Here is a 24,788-nt window from a genome sequence, read left to right as displayed (position 1 = left end):
CGACAGAATACCTATAAGTGAGTAATCTTTTTGTTCTATAAAAACTGGCTAAAAGTTTTTGATAAGGTAATTAATCGATTGAAAAGTTAAGCTTTAATCTCTAGTCTGTAGAAATGATGAACAATTATTTAATCTTATTTTCTTATTTTTCTATTGACTAAAATGGATACAAGGTTAATATTCACAAAGTTTCAATAATTACTGAAACTTCATAACCAATAATTTGTCGTGTCTACCGCACTCGCTAACAAGGAGCTAAACAATGATAGATGAAACATTTGTGGATCTATCGCGATTGCAGTTTGCAATCACTGCCCTCTTTCACTTCCTATTTGTTCCCCTTACTTTAGGTATGACGTGGATTTTGGTGATCATGGAATCCGTTTACGTGATGACTGGTCGCGAAATTTATCGTGATATGACTAAATTCTGGGGTAAGTTATTTGGTATTAACTTTGCGATTGGTGTGGCGACAGGTCTAACCATGGAGTTCGAGTTTGGTACCAACTGGTCTTACTACTCTCACTACGTGGGCGATATTTTTGGCGCTCCACTGGCGATTGAAGGCTTAATGGCATTCTTTTTAGAGTCAACCTTTGTCGGTATGTTCTTTTTAGGTTGGGAGCGACTAACAAAACGTCAGCATTTAGCTGCAACTTTCCTTATGGCTCTAGGTACTAACCTATCAGCTTTATGGATTTTGATTGCCAATGGTTGGATGCAAAACCCTGTAGGGGCTGAGTTTAATTATCAAACCATGCGAATGGAAATGACCAGCTTTGCTGAACTGGTATTCAACCCCGTCGCACAAGTTAAGTTTATTCATACCGTTTCGGCAGGGTATGTTGCAGCATCTATGTTTGTACTGGGCATTAGTAGCTGGTACATCCTAAAAGGTCGCGATCTTGCTTTTGCTAAACGCTCGTTTTCGGTTGCTTCTGGGTTTGGTTTAGCGTCTATCCTTTGTGTTATTTTACTTGGTGATGAATCTGGCTACGAAGTTGGCGAGGTACAAAAAGTTAAACTCGCAACCATTGAAGCTGAGTGGCACACCGAAGAAGCCCCTGCTGCATTCACTCTGGTCGGTATTCCTGATTCAGAAGAGCAAGTCACCCACGCTGCTGTTAAAATACCTTATGCACTGGGCATTATTGCTACTCGCTCTATTGATGAACAGGTAACGGGTATTAAAGATCTAGAAAAGCAACACGAAGTACGAATTCGTAATGGCATGGTTGCATACGAATACTTAGAGAAGCTTCGAGGTGGTGAAGACACTCCAGAAAACATTGCAAAATTCGATAGCTTAAAAGACGACCTTGGCTATGGTTTACTACTAAAACGCTATACGCCTAACGTGGTAGATGCCACAGAAGAGCACATTCAAAAAGCAGTGAAAGATTCGTTCCCTAAAGTTGGTCCTATGTTTTGGTCCTTCAGAATTATGGTCGGTTGCGGTGTGATCATGCTTGGCGTATTCGTGCTTGCATTTTATTACAACGCGCACCGCATTATTGAGCAAAAACGCTGGTTATTATGGGCTGCGGTATGGAGTATTCCACTGCCGTGGATTGCCATTGAATTTGGTTGGATTGTTGCTGAATATGGCCGCCAACCATGGGCTATTTCAGAGATTCTACCAACCTTCTTGGCAACCTCATCTCTGACGGTAAACGATTTACTTATCAGCATTACTGGCTTCATTATCTTTTACACAGGACTTGCTGCTGTAGAAGGCTGGTTAATGCTGCGCTTTATTAAACAAGGTCCAAGCTCGCTTCATACTGGTAAATATCACCATGAACTTGCTAAAGCAGATTCACTTGCAAGCCAAGGAGCTCAGTCATGATTTTTGATTACGAAACATTAAAACTAATCTGGTGGCTGTTAATTGGTGTATTACTGATTGGCTTTGCAGTGACCGATGGCATGGACATGGGTGTGGCAATTTTGCTTCGCCTAGTTGGTAAAACCGATGTGGAGCGCCGTACTGTAATTAACACCATAGGTGCTCACTGGGATGGTAACCAAGTTTGGTTCATCACCGCTGGGGGTGCACTGTTTGCTGCTTGGCCTATGGTATACGCGGCCGCGTTCTCTGGCTTTTACTTTGCTATGATGCTGGTGTTATTTGCGTTATTTTTCAGACCGCTTGGTTTTGATTACCGCTCAAAAATAGACTCACCACGTTGGCGAAACAACTGGGATTGGGGCTTATTTGCAGGCAGCTTTATCCCTGCTTTAGTATTTGGTGTGGCATTTGGTAACTTATTACTGGGCGTGCCTTATCATATCGACGACCTACTGCGTGTTAGTTATCAAGGTTCATTCTTTGCGTTATTAAACCCATTTGCCATTGTTGTAGGCTTAGTAAGCGTACTAATGCTGGTTGGTCATGCAGGCATGTGGCTACAACTTCGTACGGATGCAGAGGTTGCAAAACGCTCAGCACAATACGGTCAATATGCGCTGATGGCGTTTATTGTGTTGTTTGCCTTGGCAGGTGTGTGGGTATCGCAAATTGACGGTTATAAAATCGTTAGCATGGGCGATACTCAAGGCTTTGCAAACCCGCTTGGTAAAACAGTCACGCAGGCACCAGGTGCATGGCTTGATAACTATACAAAAATGCCATTAACCATGCTGTTCCCTGCCCTTGCATTCGTGATGGCGGCACTGGCGATTGTGTTATCTAAATTACAAAAACCGGCAATGGCATTGGCAGCGTCAAGCCTAATGCTTGCAGGCGTAATTTTAACTGCGGGTATGTCAATGTTCCCGTTCGTTATGCCTTCGAGTAACAACCCAAATATTAGTTTAACTATGTGGGATGCGGTTTCGAGCCATATGACTCTCAACGTGATGTTTATTGCAGCGGTTATTTTTGTACCACTTATCCTTATTTACACAACGTGGTGCTATGTGAAGATGTGGCGCAAAGTAACCATTAGTGAAATCGAAAACAACACGCACGGTAGCTACTAAGGAGATTTAATTATGTGGTATTTTGCCTGGATTTTAGGTGTTCTATTAGCCTGTACCCTTGGGGTGATCAACGTAATGTGGTACGAATTTCACCAACATAAAGATTCGATTGCTGATGATGAGCTAGAGCTTTACGCGAGACTCAAAAACACCGATGACAACTAAACCCCGACCAAATCGCGCGCAGCAACAAACGCTGCGCGCTTTTTTAAAGCAATATAGTCAGTCCGCTTCAGGGCTTCTTAAATTAAGCATTAGTTTGGGCACACTCAACGCCCTATTAATGATTGCCTCTTGTTATCTTCTTGCAAACGCGGCTCATCAAGTCATGTTTGAACAAGCAAACTTGCAAGCCGTAAGCCCATTATTATGGCCGCTGGCTGGGCTAATTTTAGTTCGTGCTTTGTTGGTTGCCCTAAGTGAACGCGTAAGTAACCGCGCCGCGTTAAAAATAAAAAACGTGATGCGAAATACATTGCTAGAAAAGCTCAGCAAACTTGGGCCAGCCTACAGTGAACAAAAAGGTCATGGCGCAACACTTAACACCTTACATAATGGGGTTGAAGCACTGCATCAATATTACGCTAATTACATTCCAAGTGTGGCTTACAGTGCGCTTATTCCAATAGCGATATTAGTGGTGATTTTTCCAACCGATTACAAAGCAGGCCTGATATTCCTTTTAACAGCCCCGCTTATCCCCTTTTTTATGATTTTAGTGGGCCATAAAGCGGAGCAGTTAAACCAAGATCGCTGGCAACAACTTGCGGTACTTGGTAATTACTTTTTTGACCGATTACAAGGCCTGACTCAACTCAAGCTCTTTAATGCAACCAAGCGTGAGCTAAATAGCATCAGTCAGATTTCTGATGATTATCGTGGAGCAACCATGGGTGTATTGAAAGTCGCCTTTTTATCGTCTTTCGCCCTTGAGTTTTTAGCCACCATTAGTGTGGCACTTGTTGCCGTGATCATTGGCTTTAGATTATTTTTTGGTACCCTCGATTTTGCCACTGGATTTGTGGTGTTACTACTGGCCCCTGAGTTTTACTTACCACTTCGACAAATGGGCACTCATTATCACGCAAAACTTGAAGGGATCAGTGCCGCTGCTGATATGGTCGACATAATCAATCAAAGCGACTCAGATGAACATGTAGGGTCATCTAAACTTGAGTTACCAATAAAGCATATACAGCTGAATGCGCTTACCTTTCATTACCCTGAAACAAACGAAGGGGTAACTGATATCAACTTAACCCTGCCAAGCTCAGGCTTAATTGCCTTTGTGGGTGAAAGTGGCTCGGGTAAAAGTACCTTGTTTGATTGCCTATTGGGTTTTCATCATCAGGCCAATAGTGCCATTAGCATTAACGAGCAACCACTGAGTGATACTGCATTAGCTGATTGGCAAGCACAGCTGGCGTGGATCCCACAGCAAGCCACGTTATTTTATCGGAGCGTTGCAGAGAACCTGCGTTTAGCTAAACCCGATGCAAGCCAAGCAGAGCTCGATGAAGCAGCAAGTAAAGCTGGCGCACTTGAGTTTATTACTGCACTACCTGATGGCTTTGATACCTTGCTCGGTGAACAAGGAGAAGGCCTCTCTGGTGGGCAAAAACAACGTATTACCCTTGCTCGTGCATTTTTGAAGAATGCCCCTGTGCTAATGCTAGATGAGCCTACCGCTCACTTAGACAGCCAAACCGAGCATTTAATCAATCAAGCGATCCGCGAGTATGCAAAAGATCACTTAGTGCTGGTTATTGCTCACCGACTGAATACGGTTAAACACGCCGATAAGATTTACGTTATGCAACAAGGTCACATTGTTGAATCTGGTCAGTACCAGCAACTGACTGAGCAAGCTGGCCTATTTGCTAAACTGGTAAGCCAAGGTGACGCCCATGCATAACTTTATACGTCTATTAAAACTGTGCAAACCTCATACTGGCATGCTGCTTTTAGGGGCTTTTTTAGCAAGCTTAACGGTACTTGCTAATGTAGGCTTGCTCGCTATATCGGGGTGGTTTTTAGCAGCTATGGCAGCGGCGGGCATTGCTGGTGTGCAGATGAATTACTTTACCCCAGCTGGAGTGATCCGCTTTTTAGCTATCGTGCGCACAGCCTCTCGTTACGGTGAGAGGATGATAACTCATAATGCTACCTTTTTATTACTGAGCGAAATTCGCGTAAACATGTTCAAGACTTTGAGCCAACTGAACAACGTTGACTTAGCAATGAGTCGTAGTAGCGATTTATTTAACCGGCTACAGAATGATGTCGATGCGCTGGATAAGTTTTACCTAAATGTACTGCTGCCTATTATTGTCGCCCTTTTCAGCATTTCTATAGTAATGGCCTTCATGGCCATGTATAACGCTGACGTTGCATTAGTGTGCTTTACTTCACTGATAATTATTGGCGTACTGCTTCCCACATTGTTAAGCCATAAGCTTCACCAACAAGCGGATAACGAAACCCAGCTCTCAGCCGAGTTAAGATCTGAACTTGCCGATACGTTATCAGGTGCTAGAGAGCTTGCTGTCTATCAAGCACATGCGGCGCAATTAGCGCATTGTGATTCACTCAGTAAACAATACAACAGCCAGCTCTACAATCGTCACAAGGCCATAGCAAATAGTAATGGCTTAAACACTTTGGTGATACAACTCACCATGCTAGCCAGTGTATTTATGATAATTCCACTGGTTGCAATAGGGACTATGAAAAACGTTGAACTGGCGATGCTCGCGTTATTTGTATTAGCAAGCTTTGAAACCGTGCTCACTCTGCCTACGGCATTTATTGAATTGCCGCTTACTTTAAGTGCCGCAAAGCGACTGTTTGATCTTGAAGATAAACACAACAGCTTAGCCGAAAAGCCAAACAACTTAGATGATCAGCTAGCAAACCAATTAGCTGACAAATCAGGGCTTGGTCTTGAGCTAAGCGAGGTCAATTACCAATACTTGGGGGCAAAAAGTAAAGCCCTTAGCAATATCAATTTTGCGATTACACCCGGCAGTAAAGTTGCCCTAGTCGGTGCCAGTGGCAGTGGCAAAACCACTCTAGTTAACTTACTCACGGGCCTTTGGCCGCTGCAATCAGGCTCATTAAAGCTCACCACCAAGCAAGATAACTTTGAACTTGAAAGCTTGAGCACTGCAACACGCTTTAAGCAGCTAACGATAGTTGCCCAGCAGCATCATATTTTTGATGGCACGCTAGGTGAAAATCTACGCTATGCAGCTTTTGATGCGACAGATGAGATGCTAATTGAAGCCTGTGAAAACGCTGAACTTGGCTCTTGGCTTAAGAACTTAAAAGCCGGCCTTAATACCCGCTTAGGAACCGCAGGCAGAAAACTTTCTCATGGTCAGTCACGTCGTATTGCCATAGCTCAAGCCCTATTAAGGCAAGGTAATTTAATCATTCTTGATGAGCCAACAGAGAGTCTAGATAACCACACTAAGCAAAACTTGCTGACTACACTTGAGAAAATATGGGCAGATAAAACCATGTTGACCATTACCCACGACCCAGCAATGCTAAGTCGTGTTGATAAGGTTATTTGGTTAGAACAAGGACAAGTAAGAGCCTTTGCAAGTCATGCTGAATTGATGGCTAATGAAGCCGATTACGTAGAGCTTATTACCCGTTTTTAATCGAGCTGCTCAACAGTAACGTCAATCACACCTTGCTTGACTGAGGCAATTTGTGAAAACGCCTTTTTTGATAAATCGATAATACGACCGCGGATAAATGGGCCGCGGTCATTAATGGTAACAATCACACTTTTATTGTTACTAATATTGGTGACCCTCACTCTGCTGCCAAAGCCAAGCGTTTGATGAGCCGCGCTCCATGCCTGTTGATTAAACACCTCACCACTTGCTGTCATTCGGCCATGATATTTATCAGCGTAATAACTGGCTTTGCCTTTTTCTATCGCTCCTTTTGATACTGAAGGCGCACTACTACAACCACTTATTATTAAGCTTAACAATGCAAAGATGATGAGTTTATTCATATTACTAGATCCTTTTTTGTCGTGAAGATAACAAGCACTGACTTAGCAAAACCTGAACTATAAAAACAAAAAAGCCACCTTAAGGTGGCTTTTAGTAATTAGCTTTTGATTAGCGAATAATTCCGCGCTCAGAGCTTTTCACGAAGTCTATCATCAACTGAACAGCTGGATACTTCGCAGCATCTTCACTTAGCTCAGCGATTGCTTCTTCAACACCTAAGCTCTTACGGTAAAGCGTTTTATATGCACGGCGTGTTGCCATGATTTCATCGCTTTCAAAACCACGGCGTTTCATGCCTTCAGTATTGATTGCTACAGGGCCTGCCGGCGTGCCAATGGTCGTTACAAATGGTGGCACATCTTTATTAACACCTGAGTACATACCAACAAAGGCATGTGAACCAATTTTACAGAACTGGTGAACACCTGAATTACCAGCAAGGATCACCCAGTCACCTACGTGTACGTGGCCAGCAACAGAGGCATTATTAGCAAAAATAACGTTATCGCCCACTACTGCATCATGCGCAACGTGTGTGTAAGCCATAAATAAGTTGTTGCTACCAATTTTTGTTACACCTTGGTCTTGAATCGTACCACGGTGAATGGTCGCACACTCACGGATCACGTTGTTGTCACCAATGATCAAGGTTGTAGGCTCATTCGCGTACTTTTTGTCTTGGCACGCTTCACCGACCGAAGCAAATTGGAAAATATGGTTACCAGAACCAATCGTCGATGGGCCTTTTACAACCACATGAGATTCGATGATACAGTTATCACCAATAGTTACATCGTTACCGATGTAGCTATAAGGGCCAACTGATACGTTATTTCCAAGTTTTGCACCTGGTTCGATTATCGCCGTAGGATGGATCACTATTAAAACTCTCTTCTCGCACACATGATTTCGGCAGTACACACTACTTTGCCGTCAACTTTTGCTTCTGCTGCAAACTTCCATATATTGCGGCGCTCTTTTAAAAACTCTACATGTAAATGCATAGTATCGCCAGGTAATACTGGCTGTTTAAATCGCGCATTATCAATCGCAGCGAATAAATATAGTTCGTTATCGCTACGATTTTCAACTGTCTTAAAGCCAAGTAAGCCAGTTGCTTGGGCCATTGCTTCTAAAATCAACACACCTGGAAAGATAGGTTGATTAGGAAAATGACCCGTAAAAATAGGTTCGTTCACTGTTACATTTTTAATCGCATGTAACGACTCGCCTGGCGTGTAATCTAGAACACGGTCAACAAGTAGCATCGGGTAACGATGCGGAAGTAAACTTAAAATATCTTGGATATCAAGACTATTTAATTCATTTGCCAAAATAGCATCCTTATTTGTCTTCAATATTGAGTGACTTAGTCAGTGACTCAAGAGCTTTAATGCGGTCTTTCATATCGCCAAGATTGCGGATGTGGGCAATACTTCGGCGCCATTCTTTGTTAGTTTGATGAGGTAATCCTGATGAATAGATTCCAGGCTCTGTGATTGCTTTCGTCACCATACTCATGCCGGTGATTATAGCACCATCGCATACGCTAAGGTGACCATTAATTGCAACCATACCACCAATCTGACAATTCCTACCGATCTCGACGCTTCCGGCAAAAACCGTGCAACCGGCAACCGCTGTGCCTGAGCCGATCTCGACATTATGCGCTATTTGACATTGATTATCGATAATTACATTACTATGGATGATCGTATCGTCTAATGCACCACGGTCAATCGTAGTAGACGCGCCTACCTCAACCTTATCACCGATGATTACTCGGCCAAGTTGCGGTATTTTCACCCATTCCCCACGCTCATTAGCGTAACCAAAACCATCGCTGCCCACGACTGTATTCGCTTGGAATAAACAGTCGCTGCCAATCTCAACTTCATGGTAAATGCTTACATTTGCCCAAAGCTTAGTGCTTTGACCAATTTTTGCATGCTCACCAATGAAACAGTTTGGACCAATCTGCACATTGTCAGCAATAACAGCACCCGCTTCAATCACCACATTGGCGGCGATCGCGACATTATTACCAATCGAAGCTGAATCATGAATGACTGCACTAGGGTGAATACCCGTCACTGCTGAGCGCGGTGTGGTGTCCATTAGCTGAGCAAGCTTGGCGTAACAAACATAAGGGTTAGCAACAATGAGCTTATTACCCGAAAAGTACTCAGCGTCTGCTGATGATAAAATCACCGCACTTGCTTGAGTATCATCTAATTGCGAGCGATATTTCTTGTTCGCTAAAAATGCAATATGCCCATGTTGGGCATTTGCAAGTGTAGATATTTTTTTAATCTCTGTAGCGCCGTCACCTTGAAGGTCAGCGCCCAGAAGATCCGCTATCTGCGAAAGCGTGTAGTTTTGCATATATGATTTCTATTGCTTACTTACTTTTTCAACAACTTTGCTTGATAAGTCATCGACAGTTTTAGGGTTAACATAAATCGTTGTTTCTTTAACTTTAACTTCATCGAATTTGCCAGCTTTCGCTACTTCTTCGATTGCATCTAAGATTAGCTTTTGAACTTTAGCCAGCTCTTGGTTTTGACGCATTTTGATTTCTTGCTCTAAAGGACGACCTTTTTCAGCAAGTTGCTGCTGCATACCTTGAATCTTAGTACGTAATTCTTCTTTTTGCTTGTCGCTCATCGTTGTCGCTTCACGCTTGAACTTTTCAGCTTCAAAACGAATATCACCTTGAAGTTTTTCTAGCTCTTGACGACGCTCAGAGAATTCAGCTTCTAAAGTTTGCTCTACTTTCGCCATTTGTGGGATTTGTTTGTAGATTTCTTGCATATCAACAATACCTACTTTGTGGGCAAATGCGTTAGTAGATAGGCCCATAGATAAAGTAGCAAGTAGTGCAAAAGCTGTTGATTTAATTGATTTATTCACGAAAAAACTCCTTTAGAATGTATTACTAATGTTAAAGCTGATGGTCTTCGTATCGTCATCTTCTTCTTTTTGCAATGGATACGCAAAACTGATCAGCATTGGACCCATCGGAGAGATCCATTGTAGAGAAAGACCGGTTGAAACCCTAAAGCGCATCGGATCTGAGTAATCATCCAATTTATCACGTTGCGCCGCAGGAAGATCTTGATAACGGTCAATATTAAACTCTGTATCCCATACGTTTGCTGCATCTACGAAGAAGCTGGTACGTACAGAGCTAGTGTTTTCTTCATCTAAGAAAGGTGTTGGAACAATAAGCTCCATCCCTGCGACCGCTTTGGCGTTACCACCAATCCGACCTGCTGTTTGTAATTGGTCAAATTCTGACGCGCCACCAATGTTACCTGTACTATTTCCGTCATCAGATGGCGTGCCTGGAATAGTTTGAGGGCTTCTAGCAACAGCCCGTGGTAAAATAGTGTTTCTATCAAAACCACGTAATTCCATTTCGGTAATTCTAAAGAATTCTTGGAATGGTAGCGTTTGGTCAAATCCATTTGTTGTACCATAACCATTACCATATGCAAGTGCCGCACGCGTTGAGAATACCCAGCTATGGTCATTACTGATTGGCCAATAAAAACGTGAATCGTAATTTAGCTTAAAGTACTGTAAATCAGAGTTTGGCGTTGTTGCAGTTAAGTTAAGAGATTGGCGTGAACCTGCTGTTGGGAATAAACCACGGTTTACAGTAACGCGTGACCAACCTGCACTTAGCTCGTACTTAGTAAAGTCAAAACCTGCATCTGGGTTATCTGGATCTAAGAAGGTTTCACGAATAACACGTGTTTGCTCGTACTCAGCAATATCTGACAGCTCTTCTTGTACCCAACGAACACCAAAGTTAATACGGTTTACAGCATCGATTGGGAAACCAATGTTAGTACCAATACCATAGCTCTTCGATTTATAGTCGATTAGGCTAAACTTACTCGCATCGTAGTTACTGTAGAAAATGCTACTACCTTGCGATACACCATCAGGCGTAAAGTAAGGGTCAGTATAAGACACACTAATACGCTCAGAACCACGTGAGGTATTGATGTTGAAACCAATTTGGTTACCGGTCCCTAAGAAGTTTGATTCACTGACACCAATGTTAAATTGCAGACCTAAATAAGAACCATAGGCAAGGCCTGCGTTAAAGCTACCTGCAGATTGTTCTTTCACAGTAAAATCTACATCAACTTGGTCATCTACACCTGGTACTGGCACCACATTAAAATCAACGCTTTCCATGTAGGGTAAACGCTGAATTTGCAGTTTAGAGCGCTCAAGACTTTGATTGGACAACCACGCACCTTCAAGCTGTGTCATTTCACGGCGCACTACTTCATCAGAGGTATTTTGGTTACCACCCACAATGATACGACGAACATAAACACGCTTACCCGGATTAACCGATAGCGTTAATTGAACTTCTTTATTTTCATCATCAATTTCTGGGATGGTACGCACTTCAGCATTAGCATAACCAAAACGCGCTAAGTAGCTTTTGATGAACTCTTCTGAAGAGGTCACAACAGAGCCATTATAAAGCTCACCTGTTTTCAGCGGGATAACACTTCTGATGAGTTCTTCACGGCCTAACAAGTCACCAATAAAGTCAAAGCCTTTCACTTTGTATTTAACGCCTTCGGTGATATTTGCTGTTACATAAACAGAGTCACGCTCAGGGCTTACAGATACTTGTGTCGAATCGATATTAAAGCGCAGGTAACCACGGTCTAGGTAGTAACTGCGAATTTTCTCTAAATCGCCTTCAATGGTTTGCTTTTGATAACGGTCGCTCGACATGAACTTCCACCACGGCAAATCTTGCTGTGACTCAGCTAATTTAAGTAGCTCTTCATCAGAGAAAAGCTCGTTACCAACGAGGTTGATTTGACGAATTGATGCAGCATCACCTTCATCAAATTCAAATAATAGTTTTACACGGTTTCGAGGTAACTTAGTGATACTAACTTCTACCTTTGCATTGTACTTACCAATACTGTGGAAGAATTCAACTAGACCTTTTTCAATGTTATCAAGAACTGTTTTATCAAGCGGCTCACCAGTACGGATATCCTGCTGGTCTAGCGACTCATTTAGCTGCTCATCTTTGATATCTTTATTGCCATCAAATTCGATCATACTGATCGTTGGGCGCTCAGTCACTCGGAAGATAACACTGTTGCCATCACGTAATGCTTTAATATTGTCAAAGTGACCAGAACGATAGAGAGCCTTTATGGTTCTTGAAATTGTGTACTCATCAATATTATCGCCAACATTGATCGGAATATGCGTTAACGCAGCACCCAGTGCAACACGCTGTAAACCTTCAACTTTTAAATCTTCTACAATAAAGGAGTTTTGGCCTAGGGCTGCAAAGCTAGCGCCTAATAAACTTGAAACTGCCAAATGTTTTTTTATAGCCATTTTGTTATCTTTATCCTTTACAACTGTATTACCGCTCAACACCTTTTTAAATAAACTTTTTGGTGTTTTACAATCGTGTTCAAATTGGAATTTTTCGCTTACTTGTTATAAACGCGATACATCATTGAACAAAGCGAAACATGTTAAAAATAGAAGCAGCAAGGCCCCCACTTTAAAACCAAATTCTTGCGTCTTCTCAGAGACCGGCTTTTTGCGAAAAAGTTCAATTATGTAATACATTAAGTGCCCACCATCTAGCACTGGCAGCGGCAATAAGTTAAATACACCAAGGTTTACACTAATTAATGCTAAAAAGCTTAAAAAGGCAACCAAGCCATAGCTTACGCTAGTTCCCGCGCCAACTGCAATGCCCACCGGGCCACTTAAATTTTTAACCGACACCTGACCAGTAATTAAATTACTAATCATGTCAAAACTAAGGGTAATTAAACGCCATGTTTCTTGTATGCCCAGCACAATACTATCGACGGGGCCATAATGTCTAGTTTCAATATAGTTTTCTGGCCATGGCTCGACCACCGGAGACACACCTAAAAAGCCCTGAGCAACGCCTGTATCATTGGTTCTGCTTTGTGGCGTTACTGTCAGTTCTTTTATACTATCTTGCCTTTGTACACTAAATTGTAAGGATTTGTTAGGTGATTGCTGAATTAATGAAACTAACTTGCTCCAACTGCTGATATTTTCACCATTTACAGCAAGTATTTTGTCGTTAACCTGTAAACCTGCAGCTTCTGCCGCCGAGCCTTTACTGATCATGGCCACTTCTAAAAGTGCCTTAGGGCGAAACGGTACAATACCTATCGAGGTTAATGGCGGAACGTCTTGTTGATCTAATTTCCAACCATCTAAATTAAGAGTACGCACATGTTTTTGATAATTTTGATCACGAAGCGTTACCACAACACTTTGCTCACCTAAGCGACTCATAAGCGAGAATGTAGCATCTTGCCAAGTGTTAATGTCGTCTTCACCAATTTTAATAATTTGCTGGTTTGGCTCAATCTTAGCAGCAGCGGCACGGCTGCCTTGAGTCACCTCACCCACCACAGGTTTTAATGACTGCACCCCCACCATATACATCACAGCAAGTGCAAAAATAGCGAATAAAAAGTTTGCCATCGGGCCTGCAGCCACAATCGCAATACGTGCTTTTACTGATTTAGCATTAAATGATAAATGACGCTGCTCTGGCGGCACTTCGTCAACACGCTCATCAAGCATTTTGACATAACCACCTAGTGGGATTGCAGCAATCACATATTCGGTTTGCTGTTTGTCGTACCACTTGATCAACGGCTTACCAAAGCCAATTGAAAAACGTAGCACTTTCACGCCCGCTTTTCGCGCAACCCAGAAATGACCATATTCATGCACAGTCACTAAAATACCTAAGGCGAGAATAAATGAGCCAAGATTCCAGAAAAAATCAAACATGCTAGTTGATGCCTCTTTTTACAAACTCAGTCGCTTTTACACGTGCAGCTTGGTCGCAAGCTAAAATCTCATCGAGGGTCTGCACGTTGATATTTTGTGTTGCATTGAGCGTTTCAGCGTTAATTCGATAAATATCTGTAAAGCCGATTTGTCCATTTAGAAATGCTGCAACGGCAATTTCATTCGCCGCATTTACTGTGGTGGTTGCACCTTGCCCCATTTCACACGCATCAATGGCAAGTTTTAAATTAGGGTAACGAGCATAATCTGGTTTAGTGAAGGTAAAGTCAGCCATTTGTGAAAAATCGAGCGGTTTTACACCCGCATCGACACGCTCAGGAAAAGCTAAAGCATGAGCAATTGGTGTGCGCATATCTGGATTGCCCATTTGCGCAAGCACTGAGCCATCTTGATATTGCACCATAGAGTGAATAATACTTTGTGGGTGGATCACCACTTCAATATCACTGGCACAGCAGTTAAACAGCCACTTGGCTTCTATAAACTCTAGGCCTTTATTCATCATAGTCGCTGAATCAACAGAAATCTTTTGTCCCATTGACCAGTTTGGATGTGCCACTGCCTCAGCAACAGTCACTAATGGTAATGTCGCTAAATCACGCGTTAAGAAAGGACCGCCAGAACCTGTAAGCAAGATTTTGCTTACACCATTATCAGCAAGTAGGCCTGATGCATTCTGTAATGATGCAGGCATACATTGGAAAATCGCATTATGTTCGCTGTCGATAGGCAGTAAAGTGGCGCCATGTTGTTTTACTTTATCAATAAACAACTGACCCGACATAACCAAGGATTCTTTATTTGCTAGCAACACTTTTTTGCCAGCTTCAACTGCACTTAAAGTCGGTAACAGACCTGCTGCACCTACTATCGCCGACATCACTGCATCAACATCTGTATGTGCAGCAAGCTCACACATCGCCTCAACACCTGCTAGCACCTGTGTGTTACACGAGCTATTTGCAAGTAAATTTGATAACGCACTAGCGGCTTGTTGATCAGCCATTACAGCAAACTTAGGCTGATGTGCGATACACAACTCAGCCATTTGCTCGGCATTTTTACCCGCCGCTAAAGCAAAAACCTCGAAACGTTCCGGGTTTCTAGAAACAACATCTAAGGTGCTTAAACCGATTGAACCAGTTGCGCCCAGTACGACAAGTTGCTCTACTTTGCTCATAAACTCAGTGTCCATGCGTAGCAAAGTACAAAAATTGGCGCAGCTGCGGTTAAGCTATCAATACGGTCTAAAATACCGCCATGACCTGGTAAACATGAACCGCTGTCTTTCAAGCCAACCTCACGTTTAAACATACTTTCGAGTAAATCGCCCACCGCTGAAAATAACGCAATAAATGCAGTCATTACGGCATAGATTGGCCAAACACTCATATCAACATTAGTGAAGTGGCAAAATGCTAAAACAAAAACAACCGAAGCCACTACACCACCTAATAAACCTTCAATCGTTTTATTAGGACTTACCTTTGGCATTAGTTTACGTTTACCTAAATTTTTACCGGTAAAATAAGCACCAATATCTGCGCTCCACACAATACCAAGTACAACTAAAATTAACATTGAACCAAAGTGAGTAGATTCGCCATAACCTGCGCTACGTAGTGTATTTAATGCAAGCCAAAGTGGCACTAAGGTTAAAAAGCCTGCAATGGCACGCATTACAATGCCTTCATTCCAAGCCTTTGCCATTGCTGGGTAGCGCCAAACTAAGTAAGTTGCCACAATCCACCATGCAAATGACAAGGTAAATAGATAGTTTGCATCACCCACTAATTGACCATTTTGCCAAAGTGATTCAATGGGCCAATGCCAGTTGAGTAATGCCAAAAATGCAGCCGTTGCTGCTACAAATCCAAAGCGTTTAACTTTATCGCATAGGCCCATAAATGCAGACCATTCCCACGCACCGAGCAAAACAATACCAGCGGCGATATAACTAAATAGTGTTAATGGGGTATAAAAAACCAAAATAAGTGCAAGTGGTGCCAACACGAGCGAGGTTAAAATTCGTTGTTTTAGCAATGTGTGTACCTTCAACTAGTAATTAGGTCTCGGCGAGTAATTGTTTTATTTGTTCGCCTGTACAACCAAATCGTCGCTCTCTGGCAACGTAACATGCGATAGCGTCAGCAAATGCAGCTTCATTGAAGTCTGGCCAAAGCGTATCGGTAAAGTAAAGCTCAGCATAAGCCGCTTGCCATAAAAGGAAGTTACTGATGCGTAAATCTCCACCGGTGCGGATCATTAAATCAAGCTCACCTTGGTCGGCCATACTCATTTGTTCAGCCATTAGCTCTTCAGTAATATCTTCTGCGGCCATTTCACCGGCTGCGACTTTTTTCGCAAGCGTTGTTGCGGCGTTAGTAATATCCCAACGTCCACCATAATTAGCTGCCACGTTTAACTGTAGACCCGTATTATTACGAGTTAATTCATGGGCTGCATCAACTTTATTGCGCAAACCTTCTGAAAAGCGTGATAAATCACCAATTATGTTTAGCTTTACATTATTTTTATGAAGTTTTTTAACTTCTTTGCCCAGTACAAATAAAAATAGCTCCATGAGCGTATTTACTTCGTCTTCTGGACGTCGCCAATTTTCGCTACTAAATGCGAATAGTGTTAACGACTGTATACCTAAGCGAGTACAAAATTGCACTGATTGACGAACCGCATCAACGCCCTTTTTGTGCCCATAAACACGTGGGCGATTTTTCGCTTGTGCCCAACGTCCGTTGCCATCCATGATTATAGCGACATGCTTAGGCAAACTTTGCTGGGAAATTTTATCAGCGTTAAGAACCATAAATATCGAGTATTCCATAAAAAAACGCCGTCTAGTATACCCTAGACGGCGTTTCAAAACTAATAAATTTAGTTATGCCTGTTTACTTACAGAATCAGTGTCTGAAAGATAAACAGCAGCGATTAGATTTCCATTAACTCAGCTTCTTTTGCAGCTAGTTGTGCGTCCATCTCTTTGATGAACTTATCAGTAAGCTTTTGGATCTCGTCTTCTGCTTGACGTGCTTCATCTTCAGAAATGTCTTTTTCTTTCAATAAGCTCTTAATATCGCCATTTGCGTCACGGCGGATGTTACGTACCGCAACACGGCCACCTTCAACTTCGCCACGTACGATTTTGATTAGGTCTTTACGACGCTCTTCTGTAAGTGGAGGAAGTGGAACACGAATAACAGTACCTGCAGACATTGGGTTTAAACCTAAATCTGAAGCCATGATCGCTTTTTCTACTGCTTGCGCTAATGACTTATCGAACACGCTAATTGCAAGTGTACGAGAGTCTTCAATTGTTACGTTAGCAACTTGGTTTAATGGCGTGTCAGCACCGTAGTAAGACACTTGAATACCGTCAAGTAATGCTGGGTGCGCACGGCCTGTGCGAATTTTAGATAATTGACTGCCTAGTGCCGCAACACTTTTTTGCATACGTTCTGACGCATCTTTTTTGATATCGTTAATCACGGTTCAATCCTAATCTATTTGCTAGTTTCGTCTGAGGCTTGTGAAGAGATAAGCGTTCCTTCATCTTCGCCCATAATAACACGCTTAAGCGCGCCTGATTTATTCATGTTAAATACGCTTAATGGCATGTTGTGGTCACGCGCCAGCGTAAATGCAGCTAAATCCATAACCTTAAGCTCTTTTTCAATGATTTCATTGTAGCTTAAGTGGCGATATAGTGTAGCGTCTGGGTTTTTCACTGGATCATCAGAGTAAACACCATCCACTTTAGTCGCTTTGATTACAGTATCTGCTTCAATTTCAATACCACGTAAACACGCTGCTGAGTCAGTCGTGAAGAATGGGTTACCTGTACCCGCTGAGAAAATTACAACGCGGCCAGATTTTAATAGGCTGATAGCTTCTGCCCAGTTGTAAGCATCACACACACCGTTCAGTGGGATAGCAGACATTAAACGACAATTTACAAATGCACGGTGCAGTGCATCGCGCATTGCCAAACCATTCATTACAGTGGCAAGCATACCCATGTGGTCGCCAACTACGCGGTTCATACCCGCTTCTGCTAATGAACCACCACGCAAGAAGTTACCGCCACCGATAACTAAACCTACTTCTACGTCGAGCTCTACAAGTTCTTTAATTTCTTGAGCCATACGGTCAAGTACTTTTGGGTCGATGCCGAAGCCTTCGTCTCCCATTAATGCTTCACCGCTAAGTTTAAGAAGAACACGTCTAAAAATAGGTTTACGATTGATAGTCATAATATTTGGGCCAGCCTTAGTAATGAGATAAAAAATAACCGCGCTATGGTTACACATAAAACGCGGTTATTTTAAAGAATTTTCATCAGTGACGCAAAAGCTAATAGCAGATTAATTTCATCTTATTGTCCTACGTCACTAAGTTAGAAAATTACTCGCCTTTTGCAGCAGCGATTTGAGCAGCTACTTCAGCAGCGAAGTCTTCTTCTTTACGCTCGATACCTTCACCAACTTCTAAACGGATGAAGTTAGAAACAGTTGCGCCTTTCTCTTTAAGAATTTCGCCAACTGATTTTTTAGGTTCCATGATGAAAGCTTGACCAGTAAGAGAGATCTCACCAGTGAATTTCTTCATACGACCGATAACCATTTTCTCAGCGATTTCAGCAGGCTTGCCTTCGTTCATCGCGATATCGATTTGAACTGCTTTTTCTTTTTCAACAACGTCAGCTGGTACATCTTCTGGGTTTACGAACTCAGGCTTAGACGCAGCTACGTGCATAGCAACTTGCTTAAGTGTTTCTTCGTCAGCTTCACCAACTACAACAACACCGATACGGTCGCCGTGGCGGTAAGAAGAAAGCTTGTCACCGTCGATGTACTCAACGCGACGAACGTTGATGTTTTCACCGATTTTAGCAACTAGAGCAACACGAGTTTCTTCGAATTGTGCTTTAAGTGCTTCGATGTCTGCTTTAGATTCTGCAGCAGCGTCAAGAACTTGGTTAGCGAAACCAAGGAAGTTAGCGTCTTTAGCAACGAAGTCAGTTTGACAGTTAACTTCAAGAAGTGCAGCGAAACCGTTACCTTCTTTGATTAAGATTGTACCTTCAGCAGCGATGTTACCTGCTTTTTTAGCAGCCTTTGCAGCACCGCTCTTACGCATGTTTTCGATCGCTAACTCGATGTCACCGTTAGTTTCAGTTAACGCTTTTTTACAATCCATCATGCCAGCGCCAGTACGCTCGCGTAATTCTTTAACTAGGGCAGCAGTTACAGCCATTAGAATATCCTCAATTGAATTCTGTTATAGGGAAGCGGTATAGGCCGCTTAACAAGAATAACAAGTCTTCATCTTAATTAGATGAAGACTTGATGACAGCTAATTACTCAGCTTCTACGAAGTCGTCTTTCTCAGCTTGAGCAACGATGTTGTTCTCACGACCTTCAGTGATCGCAGCTGATACAGCGCCAGTGTAAAGTTGGATAGCACGGATCGCATCGTCGTTACCAGGTACGATGTAATCAACACCGTCTGGGTTAGAGTTAGTATCAACGATAGCAACAACTGGGATACCTAGGTTGTTAGCTTCACGGATAGCGATGTGCTCGTGGTCTGCATCGATAACGAAAAGCGCGTCTGGAAGACCGCCCATGTCTTTGATACCACCAAGGCTCTTTTCAAGCTTTTCCATTTCACGAGTAAGCATTAACGCTTCTTTCTTAGTTAATTTCTCGAAAGTACCGTCTTGGCTTTGCGCTTCAAGGTCTTTAAGACGCTTGATTGATTGACGAACTGTTTTCCAGTTAGTCAACATACCACCTAACCAACGGTGGTTTACGTAGAACTGCTCGCTTTGAAGAGCGGCTTCTTTAACTGCTTCGCTTGCTGCGCGCTTAGTACCAACGAAAAGTACTTTACCTTTGTTAGAAGCTGCGTTCGATAAGAACTTAAGTGCTTCGTTGAACATTGGTACAGTTTGCTCTAGGTTGATGATATGAACACGGTTACGAGCGCCGAAGATGAAAGGCTTCATCTTAGGGTTCCAGTAACGTGCCTGGTGACCAAAGTGAACACCAGCTTGAAGCATATCGCGCATTGAAACGTTTGCCATTTGTATAATCCTCTATAATTTAGGGTTAGGCCTCCACATATCCCATAGCACCAACACCGTAGTTAATTTGTAACTTAAGTGCACCCAAGTGTATGTGACGATACGTGTGTGTGTTAAAATAAAATTGTGTTTGCCTTAAATACAAAAAATCAGTTAAGAATTTATTTGTAAAAAGACGGCGCGCTTTATACCATATTAAAATTGAAAACTCAACGTCTAGTGCAAAATTTGTGCACTAAAAACTGACCTGAAAAACAACTTTGGAGCCTCAATGAGTGCTGTGATCAAGACCCCTGAAGAAATCGAAAAAATGCGTGTTGCCGGGCGCTTAGCCGCCGAGGTACTAGAAATGATAGAACCGCATGTGGTGCCAGGTGTAACCACAGATGAACTAAATACAATTTGTCATGATTATATTGTTAATGTTCAAGATGCTATTCCAGCACCGCTTAATTATCACGGTTTCCCAAAATCAATTTGCACCTCAGTGAACCATGTAATTTGTCACGGTATTCCAAATGACAAACCACTTAAAGAAGGCGATAGCGTCAATATCGACGTGACAGTGATCAAAGATGGCTATCACGGTGATACATCGAAGATGTTCCACGTTGGTACGCCTAACATTCAAGGCAAGCGTCTTGCAGATATCACCCAAGAAAGCCTTTACCTTGCAATTAAAATGGTAAAACCAGGCGTACGCTTAGGTGATATTGGTGCTGCAATTCAAAAATACGCAGAGGGCTTTAGCTATTCAATCGTACGTGAATACTGTGGCCACGGTATTGGTGCTGAGTTCCACGAAGAACCTCAAGTAATGCACTATGGTAAAGCAGGTACTGGTGAAGTATTAAAAGCAGGTATGTGCTTAACAATCGAACCTATGGTTAATGCTGGTAAACGCCAATGTAAGCTACTTAAAGACAACTGGACAGTTGTAACAAAAGACCGTTCATTGTCTGCACAGTGGGAACATACACTGTTAGTGACTGAAAATGGTGTTGAAATTTTAACGCTCCGATCAGATGATACTATTGACAGGATCATCGAACACTAGGAGCCAGCCCCAGTGGCATTACCCAATAAAGTAAAAAAGTTGCTCAGCCAAGCTGAGCAACTTAGCGATTATCGCGACTGTTCTAGTTATTTTTATAAATGGCTACAGAACGAATTCTCAAAACAACCCGTTAGCAACTTAATTAATGCCCGTGCTGAGTTTATCGACCGCTTATTAATTAAACTGTTTCACGATTACGACCTTGCTCACGAAAGTGATCTTGCCCTGATTGCTGTGGGTGGTTATGGTCGTGGCGAACTACACCCCTATTCCGATATCGACTTTATGTTGCTAGTAAGCGAGCAGCCAAGTGAAGCCGTGTGCGAGAAAATTGGCCAGTTCGTTACCATGCTTTGGGATCTTAATTTAGAAATTGGTCACAGCGTTCGCACTATAGAACAAGCATTAGAACAAAAACGCGAAGATGTGACATTTGCCACCAGCTTACTCGAAAGCCGATTAATTTTCGGTAACCATATCGAATTCGAAAAATTAAAAAATCATTTAATTGATACGCCGATTTGGCGCTCAGACGAATTCTTTTTGGCAAAAGTACAAGAACAAAGTTTACGCCATAAAAAATGCCATGGTACAGCTTATAATCTTGAGCCGAATATCAAAGAAAACCCAGGTGGTTTACGTGATTTACAGACCATTATTTGGGTTGCTAAAAAGCACTTTAGGGCCGAAACATTACAAGAACTTATAAATCACGGCTACCTTACTCACGAAGAATACCAAGAACTGTCTGAATGTTTAGAAAACCTTTGGAACATTCGTTTTGCGCTACACATCGCTGCAGGTCGCTCTGAAAACCGCTTATTGTTCGATCATCAGCCTAACGCCGCTGAAATCCTCGGCTTTGGTAGTGATGGTAAAGCCTCGGTCGAGCGCATGATGAAGCGCTTATTTAGGATTATGAGCCGCGTACGTGAGCTTAACCAAATGCTGCTTTCATACTTTGAACAAAGCATTTTACCGGGTGCTGGTGAGTTACCTGTGATTGAGCTTGACCGTAACTTTGAGCGTATTGGTCATCAAATTCGTGTTAAGAATCCATCGGTGTTCTTCCGCCGTGATCAGCTATTTGTATTGTTCGAGCATATTGCTGATAACCCAGAAATCACCCATATTTACCCAAGTACCATACGTACAATGCGCCAAGTTCGCCGTCGTTTATTGGGTGATTTACAAGATTACGCCGCCTGTCGCGAAGCATTTTTGCGTTTAATCAAACACCCTAACGGTATGGGGCGCGCATTTACGCTGATGCACAAGCACGGTATTATCGCTGCCTACTTACCACAGTGGCGTAATATCTTTGGGCAAATGCAGTTCGATTTATTCCATGCCTACACCGTGGATGAACATACCCATAAACTCATCAACAATATTTATAAGTACTTTGATAAATCAAAAGTCAGCGAATTTCCTTTATGTAGTGAAATTGTCACTCGCATGGACAAGCCTGAGTTACTTTATTTAGCCGGTATTTTCCATGATATTGCTAAAGGTCGTGGTGGCGATCACTCTGAGCTTGGCTCAGTTGATGCAATCGCGTTTGCTAAGCTACACCGCTTCCCAGCCTCAGATGGCAAGCTTATTTCGTGGTTAGTGGCTAATCACTTACTTATGTCGGTTACAGCGCAGCGCAAAGATATTAATGACCCAGATGTGATTAAAGACTTTGCAAGTAAAGTGAAAAATGAGCGTCAGCTTGATTACTTGTACTGCTTAACGTTAGCCGATATTCGCGCAACTAACGATAACCTGTGGAACGATTGGAAAAATACCCTACTACGTGAGCTGTATTTACACACCCAGCGAGCGCTTCGTTTAGGGCTTGAAAACCCAATGGACCAACGTGACCAAATACGTGATAAAAAACAGCAAGCCAAACAGCGCTTACTGAACCACGGTTGTAACGAAGATCAAATCGACTTAATTTGGAGTCGCTTTAAAGCCAATTATTTTACTGCTTTTAGCGAGCAACAGATTTCGTGGCACACAGAGCACTTACTAAGCTGTGACGATTTAAGCCAGCCTAGCGTTGCCGTGTCTAACACCGCAATGCATGGTGGTACACAAGTATTTGCTTATAGCCCTTACTCGGGCAGTTTATTCTCACGTTTAGTTAGTGTGATTGGTTCGAAAAAAGCGCAAATTCAACATGCGCAAGTACTGACCACAAAAGATGGCTACGTGCTATTTAGCTTTGTTATTTTAGAGGTCAATGGTGACCCGATTGCGAGTAACCGTTCGCAAGGCATTAAACGTGCTTTAGATCTTGCAATTAGCGACCCGAAAAAGAAAATTCGCCTTAAAAAGAATCGCTCACAGCGCTTCAAAGACTTTAATATCAAACCAAAAATTGTGCTTAGACCGCATGCCCGTAAAGACCGCAGTTTAATTGAAATTCAGGCGGTGGATATTCCGGGTCTATTAACAAAAATTGCGGAAGTATTTCAAGCGCACTTATTACATATTCATGCCGCACGGATCACCACAGTTGGTGAACGTGCAGAAGATTTCTTCGTGGTATCAAATAACGAATACCAAGCATTAACAGACGAAGAACAGGCTAAAATTCATCAAGCATTGCGTAAAAAACTCAACGCAGAAACCGAATAAGAGGATCTTATGTCAGATTTAAAAACCATGATCGAAAACGCCTGGGACAACCGCGATAGCATCAGCCCAAGCACGGTATCAAGTGAAGTAAAACAAGCTATTATCGACGCGCTTGAATTACTTGATAGCGGCGCTGCCCGTGTTGCTGAAAAAATCAGTGGTGAGTGGGTTGTGCATCAATGGTTAAAAAAAGCGGTGCTATTGTCTTTCCGTATTCGTGATAACCAACCAATGAGCGATGGTGTTAATCAGTTTTACGACAAAGTACCACTTAAATTTAGCGACTATACACCAGAGCAATTCCAACAAGGCGGCATGCGTGTTGTGCCTAATGCTGTGGCACGTAAAGGCAGCTTCGTAGGTAAAAACGTGGTGCTTATGCCATCTTATGTCAACATTGGCGCCTACGTTGATGAAGGTACAATGGTTGATACATGGGCAACGGTTGGCTCATGTGCACAAATTGGCAAAAACGTTCACTTATCTGGCGGTGTAGGCATTGGTGGTGTACTTGAGCCACTACAAGCTAACCCAACTATTATTGAAGACAACTGCTTCATTGGCGCACGTTCTGAAATTGTTGAAGGCGTGGTAGTTGAAGAAGGCGCCGTTATCTCGATGGGCGTTTATATCAGCCAAAGCACACGTATCTATGACCGTGAAACTGGCGAAATCCATTACGGCCGAGTACCAGCCGGTGCGGTTGTTGTTCCTGGTTCTTTACCGTCAAAAGATGGTTCGCACAGCCTATATGCTGCCATCATCGTGAAAAAAGTGGATCAGCAAACTCGCGAAAAAGTAGGTATTAACGCCCTACTTCGCTCGATTGATGAATAATAAAGCGGAGCTTTAAGCTGTCAGCCGTCAGCTGTCAGCTGTAAGCTGTAAGTTTAAAAATTCAAGAAGCGCGATGCTAACTAGTTTCGCGCTTTTTTGTACTTAGAGCTTAAAACTTAGGGTTTAAGGCTTTTAACTTAAAGCGCCTCAGCTAAATTGTTACATCTTATTTCAAATACACACTTTATCGCGAATTAACGGCTATTCAGCGTTACTTCTGACATACATTTCATTTACCTCACTGGCACTTTTTTTACATCGC

At 42.5% G+C, this 24,788-nt stretch carries 22 protein-coding genes; 8 read left to right on the top strand and 14 right to left on the bottom strand.

Going from position 1 to position 24,788, the window contains the following annotated elements:
• The first annotated feature begins 262 nt into the window (after positions 1-262).
• From CWC02_RS06515 to cydC, 5 genes are read left to right on the top strand one after another with little or no spacing between them, the layout of a single operon-like run.
• Positions 263-1,849: a cytochrome ubiquinol oxidase subunit I gene (locus tag CWC02_RS06515; protein WP_054553106.1), complete on the top strand. Its 1,587-nt coding sequence runs from the start codon at positions 263-265 to the stop codon at positions 1,847-1,849.
• The gene (gene cydB / locus CWC02_RS06510; protein WP_138617138.1) at positions 1,846-2,985 is read left to right on the top strand and encodes a cytochrome d ubiquinol oxidase subunit II; all 1,140 of its coding nucleotides are present in this window, start codon (positions 1,846-1,848) and stop codon (positions 2,983-2,985) included. The genes CWC02_RS06515 and cydB overlap by 4 nt, the downstream gene beginning before the upstream one ends.
• Positions 2,986-2,997: 12 nt before the next feature.
• Positions 2,998-3,150 carry a cytochrome bd-I oxidase subunit CydX gene (cydX, locus tag CWC02_RS06505; protein WP_054553108.1) on the top strand — a complete coding sequence of 51 codons (153 nt, stop codon included), beginning with the start codon at positions 2,998-3,000 and terminating at the stop codon, positions 3,148-3,150.
• Entirely contained in the window at positions 3,140-4,900 is a 1,761-nt protein-coding gene (gene cydD, locus CWC02_RS06500; RefSeq protein WP_138617136.1) for a thiol reductant ABC exporter subunit CydD, read from the top strand. The genes cydX and cydD overlap by 11 nt, the downstream gene beginning before the upstream one ends.
• Positions 4,893-6,653 (top strand): thiol reductant ABC exporter subunit CydC, encoded by a 1,761-nt coding sequence (cydC, locus tag CWC02_RS06495; RefSeq protein ID WP_138617134.1) that lies wholly within the window; start codon positions 4,893-4,895, stop codon positions 6,651-6,653. The genes cydD and cydC overlap by 8 nt, the downstream gene beginning before the upstream one ends.
• Here cydC and CWC02_RS06490 read toward each other — a convergent pair.
• The 14 genes from CWC02_RS06490 to rpsB all read right to left on the bottom strand — a co-directional run bounded on the left by CWC02_RS06490 (position 6,650) and on the right by rpsB (position 20,001).
• Positions 6,650-7,018 carry a septal ring lytic transglycosylase RlpA family protein gene (locus tag CWC02_RS06490; protein ID WP_054553111.1) on the bottom strand — a complete coding sequence of 123 codons (369 nt, stop codon included), beginning with the start codon at positions 7,016-7,018 and terminating at the stop codon, positions 6,650-6,652. The two genes, cydC and CWC02_RS06490, sit on opposite strands and share 4 nt — an antisense overlap.
• Positions 7,019-7,127: 109 nt before the next feature.
• Positions 7,128-7,898, bottom strand: coding sequence for an acyl-ACP--UDP-N-acetylglucosamine O-acyltransferase (gene lpxA / locus CWC02_RS06485; RefSeq protein WP_054553112.1), 771 nt, complete (start codon positions 7,896-7,898; stop codon positions 7,128-7,130).
• A gap of 2 nt (positions 7,899-7,900) precedes the next feature.
• Complete coding sequence (gene fabZ / locus CWC02_RS06480; RefSeq protein WP_054553113.1) at positions 7,901-8,353, bottom strand: 3-hydroxyacyl-ACP dehydratase FabZ; 453 nt, start codon at positions 8,351-8,353, stop codon at positions 7,901-7,903.
• 10 nt (positions 8,354-8,363) lie between these two features.
• Positions 8,364-9,404 carry a UDP-3-O-(3-hydroxymyristoyl)glucosamine N-acyltransferase gene (lpxD, locus tag CWC02_RS06475; protein WP_054553114.1) on the bottom strand — a complete coding sequence of 347 codons (1,041 nt, stop codon included), beginning with the start codon at positions 9,402-9,404 and terminating at the stop codon, positions 8,364-8,366.
• 9 nt (positions 9,405-9,413) lie between these two features.
• Positions 9,414-9,932 (bottom strand): OmpH/Skp family outer membrane protein, encoded by a 519-nt coding sequence (locus tag CWC02_RS06470; protein WP_054553115.1) that lies wholly within the window; start codon positions 9,930-9,932, stop codon positions 9,414-9,416.
• 12 nt (positions 9,933-9,944) lie between these two features.
• Positions 9,945-12,416, bottom strand: a complete 2,472-nt coding sequence (bamA, locus tag CWC02_RS06465) for an outer membrane protein assembly factor BamA (RefSeq protein ID WP_138617132.1) — start codon at positions 12,414-12,416, stop codon at positions 9,945-9,947.
• Positions 12,417-12,521: 105 nt separating this feature from the next.
• Positions 12,522-13,874, bottom strand: a complete 1,353-nt coding sequence (gene rseP, locus CWC02_RS06460; protein ID WP_138617130.1) for a sigma E protease regulator RseP — start codon at positions 13,872-13,874, stop codon at positions 12,522-12,524.
• A 1-nt stretch (position 13,875) separates the two neighbouring features.
• Positions 13,876-15,075: a 1-deoxy-D-xylulose-5-phosphate reductoisomerase gene (ispC, locus tag CWC02_RS06455; protein WP_138617128.1), complete on the bottom strand. Its 1,200-nt coding sequence runs from the start codon at positions 15,073-15,075 to the stop codon at positions 13,876-13,878.
• A complete protein-coding gene (locus tag CWC02_RS06450; RefSeq protein ID WP_054553119.1) occupies positions 15,072-15,938 on the bottom strand; it encodes a phosphatidate cytidylyltransferase in 867 nt (288 codons plus the stop codon). Before CWC02_RS06450 ends, ispC begins: the two co-directional genes overlap by 4 nt.
• Positions 15,939-15,960: 22 nt before the next feature.
• The gene (gene uppS, locus CWC02_RS06445; protein WP_054553120.1) at positions 15,961-16,740 is read right to left on the bottom strand and encodes an undecaprenyl pyrophosphate synthase; all 780 of its coding nucleotides are present in this window, start codon (positions 16,738-16,740) and stop codon (positions 15,961-15,963) included.
• 104 nt (positions 16,741-16,844) lie between these two features.
• Positions 16,845-17,402, bottom strand: coding sequence for a ribosome recycling factor (gene frr, locus CWC02_RS06440; RefSeq protein ID WP_138617126.1), 558 nt, complete (start codon positions 17,400-17,402; stop codon positions 16,845-16,847).
• Between the two features lie 14 nt (positions 17,403-17,416).
• Positions 17,417-18,166 carry a UMP kinase gene (gene pyrH, locus CWC02_RS06435; protein WP_138599317.1) on the bottom strand — a complete coding sequence of 250 codons (750 nt, stop codon included), beginning with the start codon at positions 18,164-18,166 and terminating at the stop codon, positions 17,417-17,419.
• Positions 18,167-18,317: 151 nt separating this feature from the next.
• The gene (gene tsf, locus CWC02_RS06430; RefSeq protein ID WP_062566883.1) at positions 18,318-19,169 is read right to left on the bottom strand and encodes a translation elongation factor Ts; all 852 of its coding nucleotides are present in this window, start codon (positions 19,167-19,169) and stop codon (positions 18,318-18,320) included.
• A 103-nt stretch (positions 19,170-19,272) separates the two neighbouring features.
• The gene (gene rpsB / locus CWC02_RS06425) at positions 19,273-20,001 is read right to left on the bottom strand and encodes a 30S ribosomal protein S2 (protein WP_054553123.1); all 729 of its coding nucleotides are present in this window, start codon (positions 19,999-20,001) and stop codon (positions 19,273-19,275) included.
• 247 nt (positions 20,002-20,248) lie between these two features.
• Here rpsB and map point away from each other — a divergent pair, with 247 nt between their 5' ends.
• Genes map through dapD form a run of 3 tightly spaced genes read left to right on the top strand, consistent with a single transcriptional unit; the run spans position 20,249 to position 24,526 of the window.
• The gene (gene map, locus CWC02_RS06420; RefSeq protein ID WP_228482666.1) at positions 20,249-21,058 is read left to right on the top strand and encodes a type I methionyl aminopeptidase; all 810 of its coding nucleotides are present in this window, start codon (positions 20,249-20,251) and stop codon (positions 21,056-21,058) included.
• Between the two features lie 12 nt (positions 21,059-21,070).
• Complete coding sequence (gene glnD, locus CWC02_RS06415) at positions 21,071-23,689, top strand: [protein-PII] uridylyltransferase (RefSeq protein ID WP_054553125.1); 2,619 nt, start codon at positions 21,071-21,073, stop codon at positions 23,687-23,689.
• 9 nt (positions 23,690-23,698) lie between these two features.
• The gene (dapD, locus tag CWC02_RS06410) at positions 23,699-24,526 is read left to right on the top strand and encodes a 2,3,4,5-tetrahydropyridine-2,6-dicarboxylate N-succinyltransferase (RefSeq protein ID WP_054553126.1); all 828 of its coding nucleotides are present in this window, start codon (positions 23,699-23,701) and stop codon (positions 24,524-24,526) included.
• The last annotated feature ends 262 nt before the right edge of the window (positions 24,527-24,788 follow it).

It is taken from the genome of Pseudoalteromonas sp. S2721 (assembly GCF_005887425.1).
GTDB classification, from domain to species: Bacteria; Pseudomonadota; Gammaproteobacteria; order Enterobacterales; family Alteromonadaceae; genus Pseudoalteromonas; species Pseudoalteromonas simplex.
The sequence above is the reverse complement of the archived record's forward strand: the minus strand, read 5'-3'. Positions and strand labels throughout refer to the sequence as shown.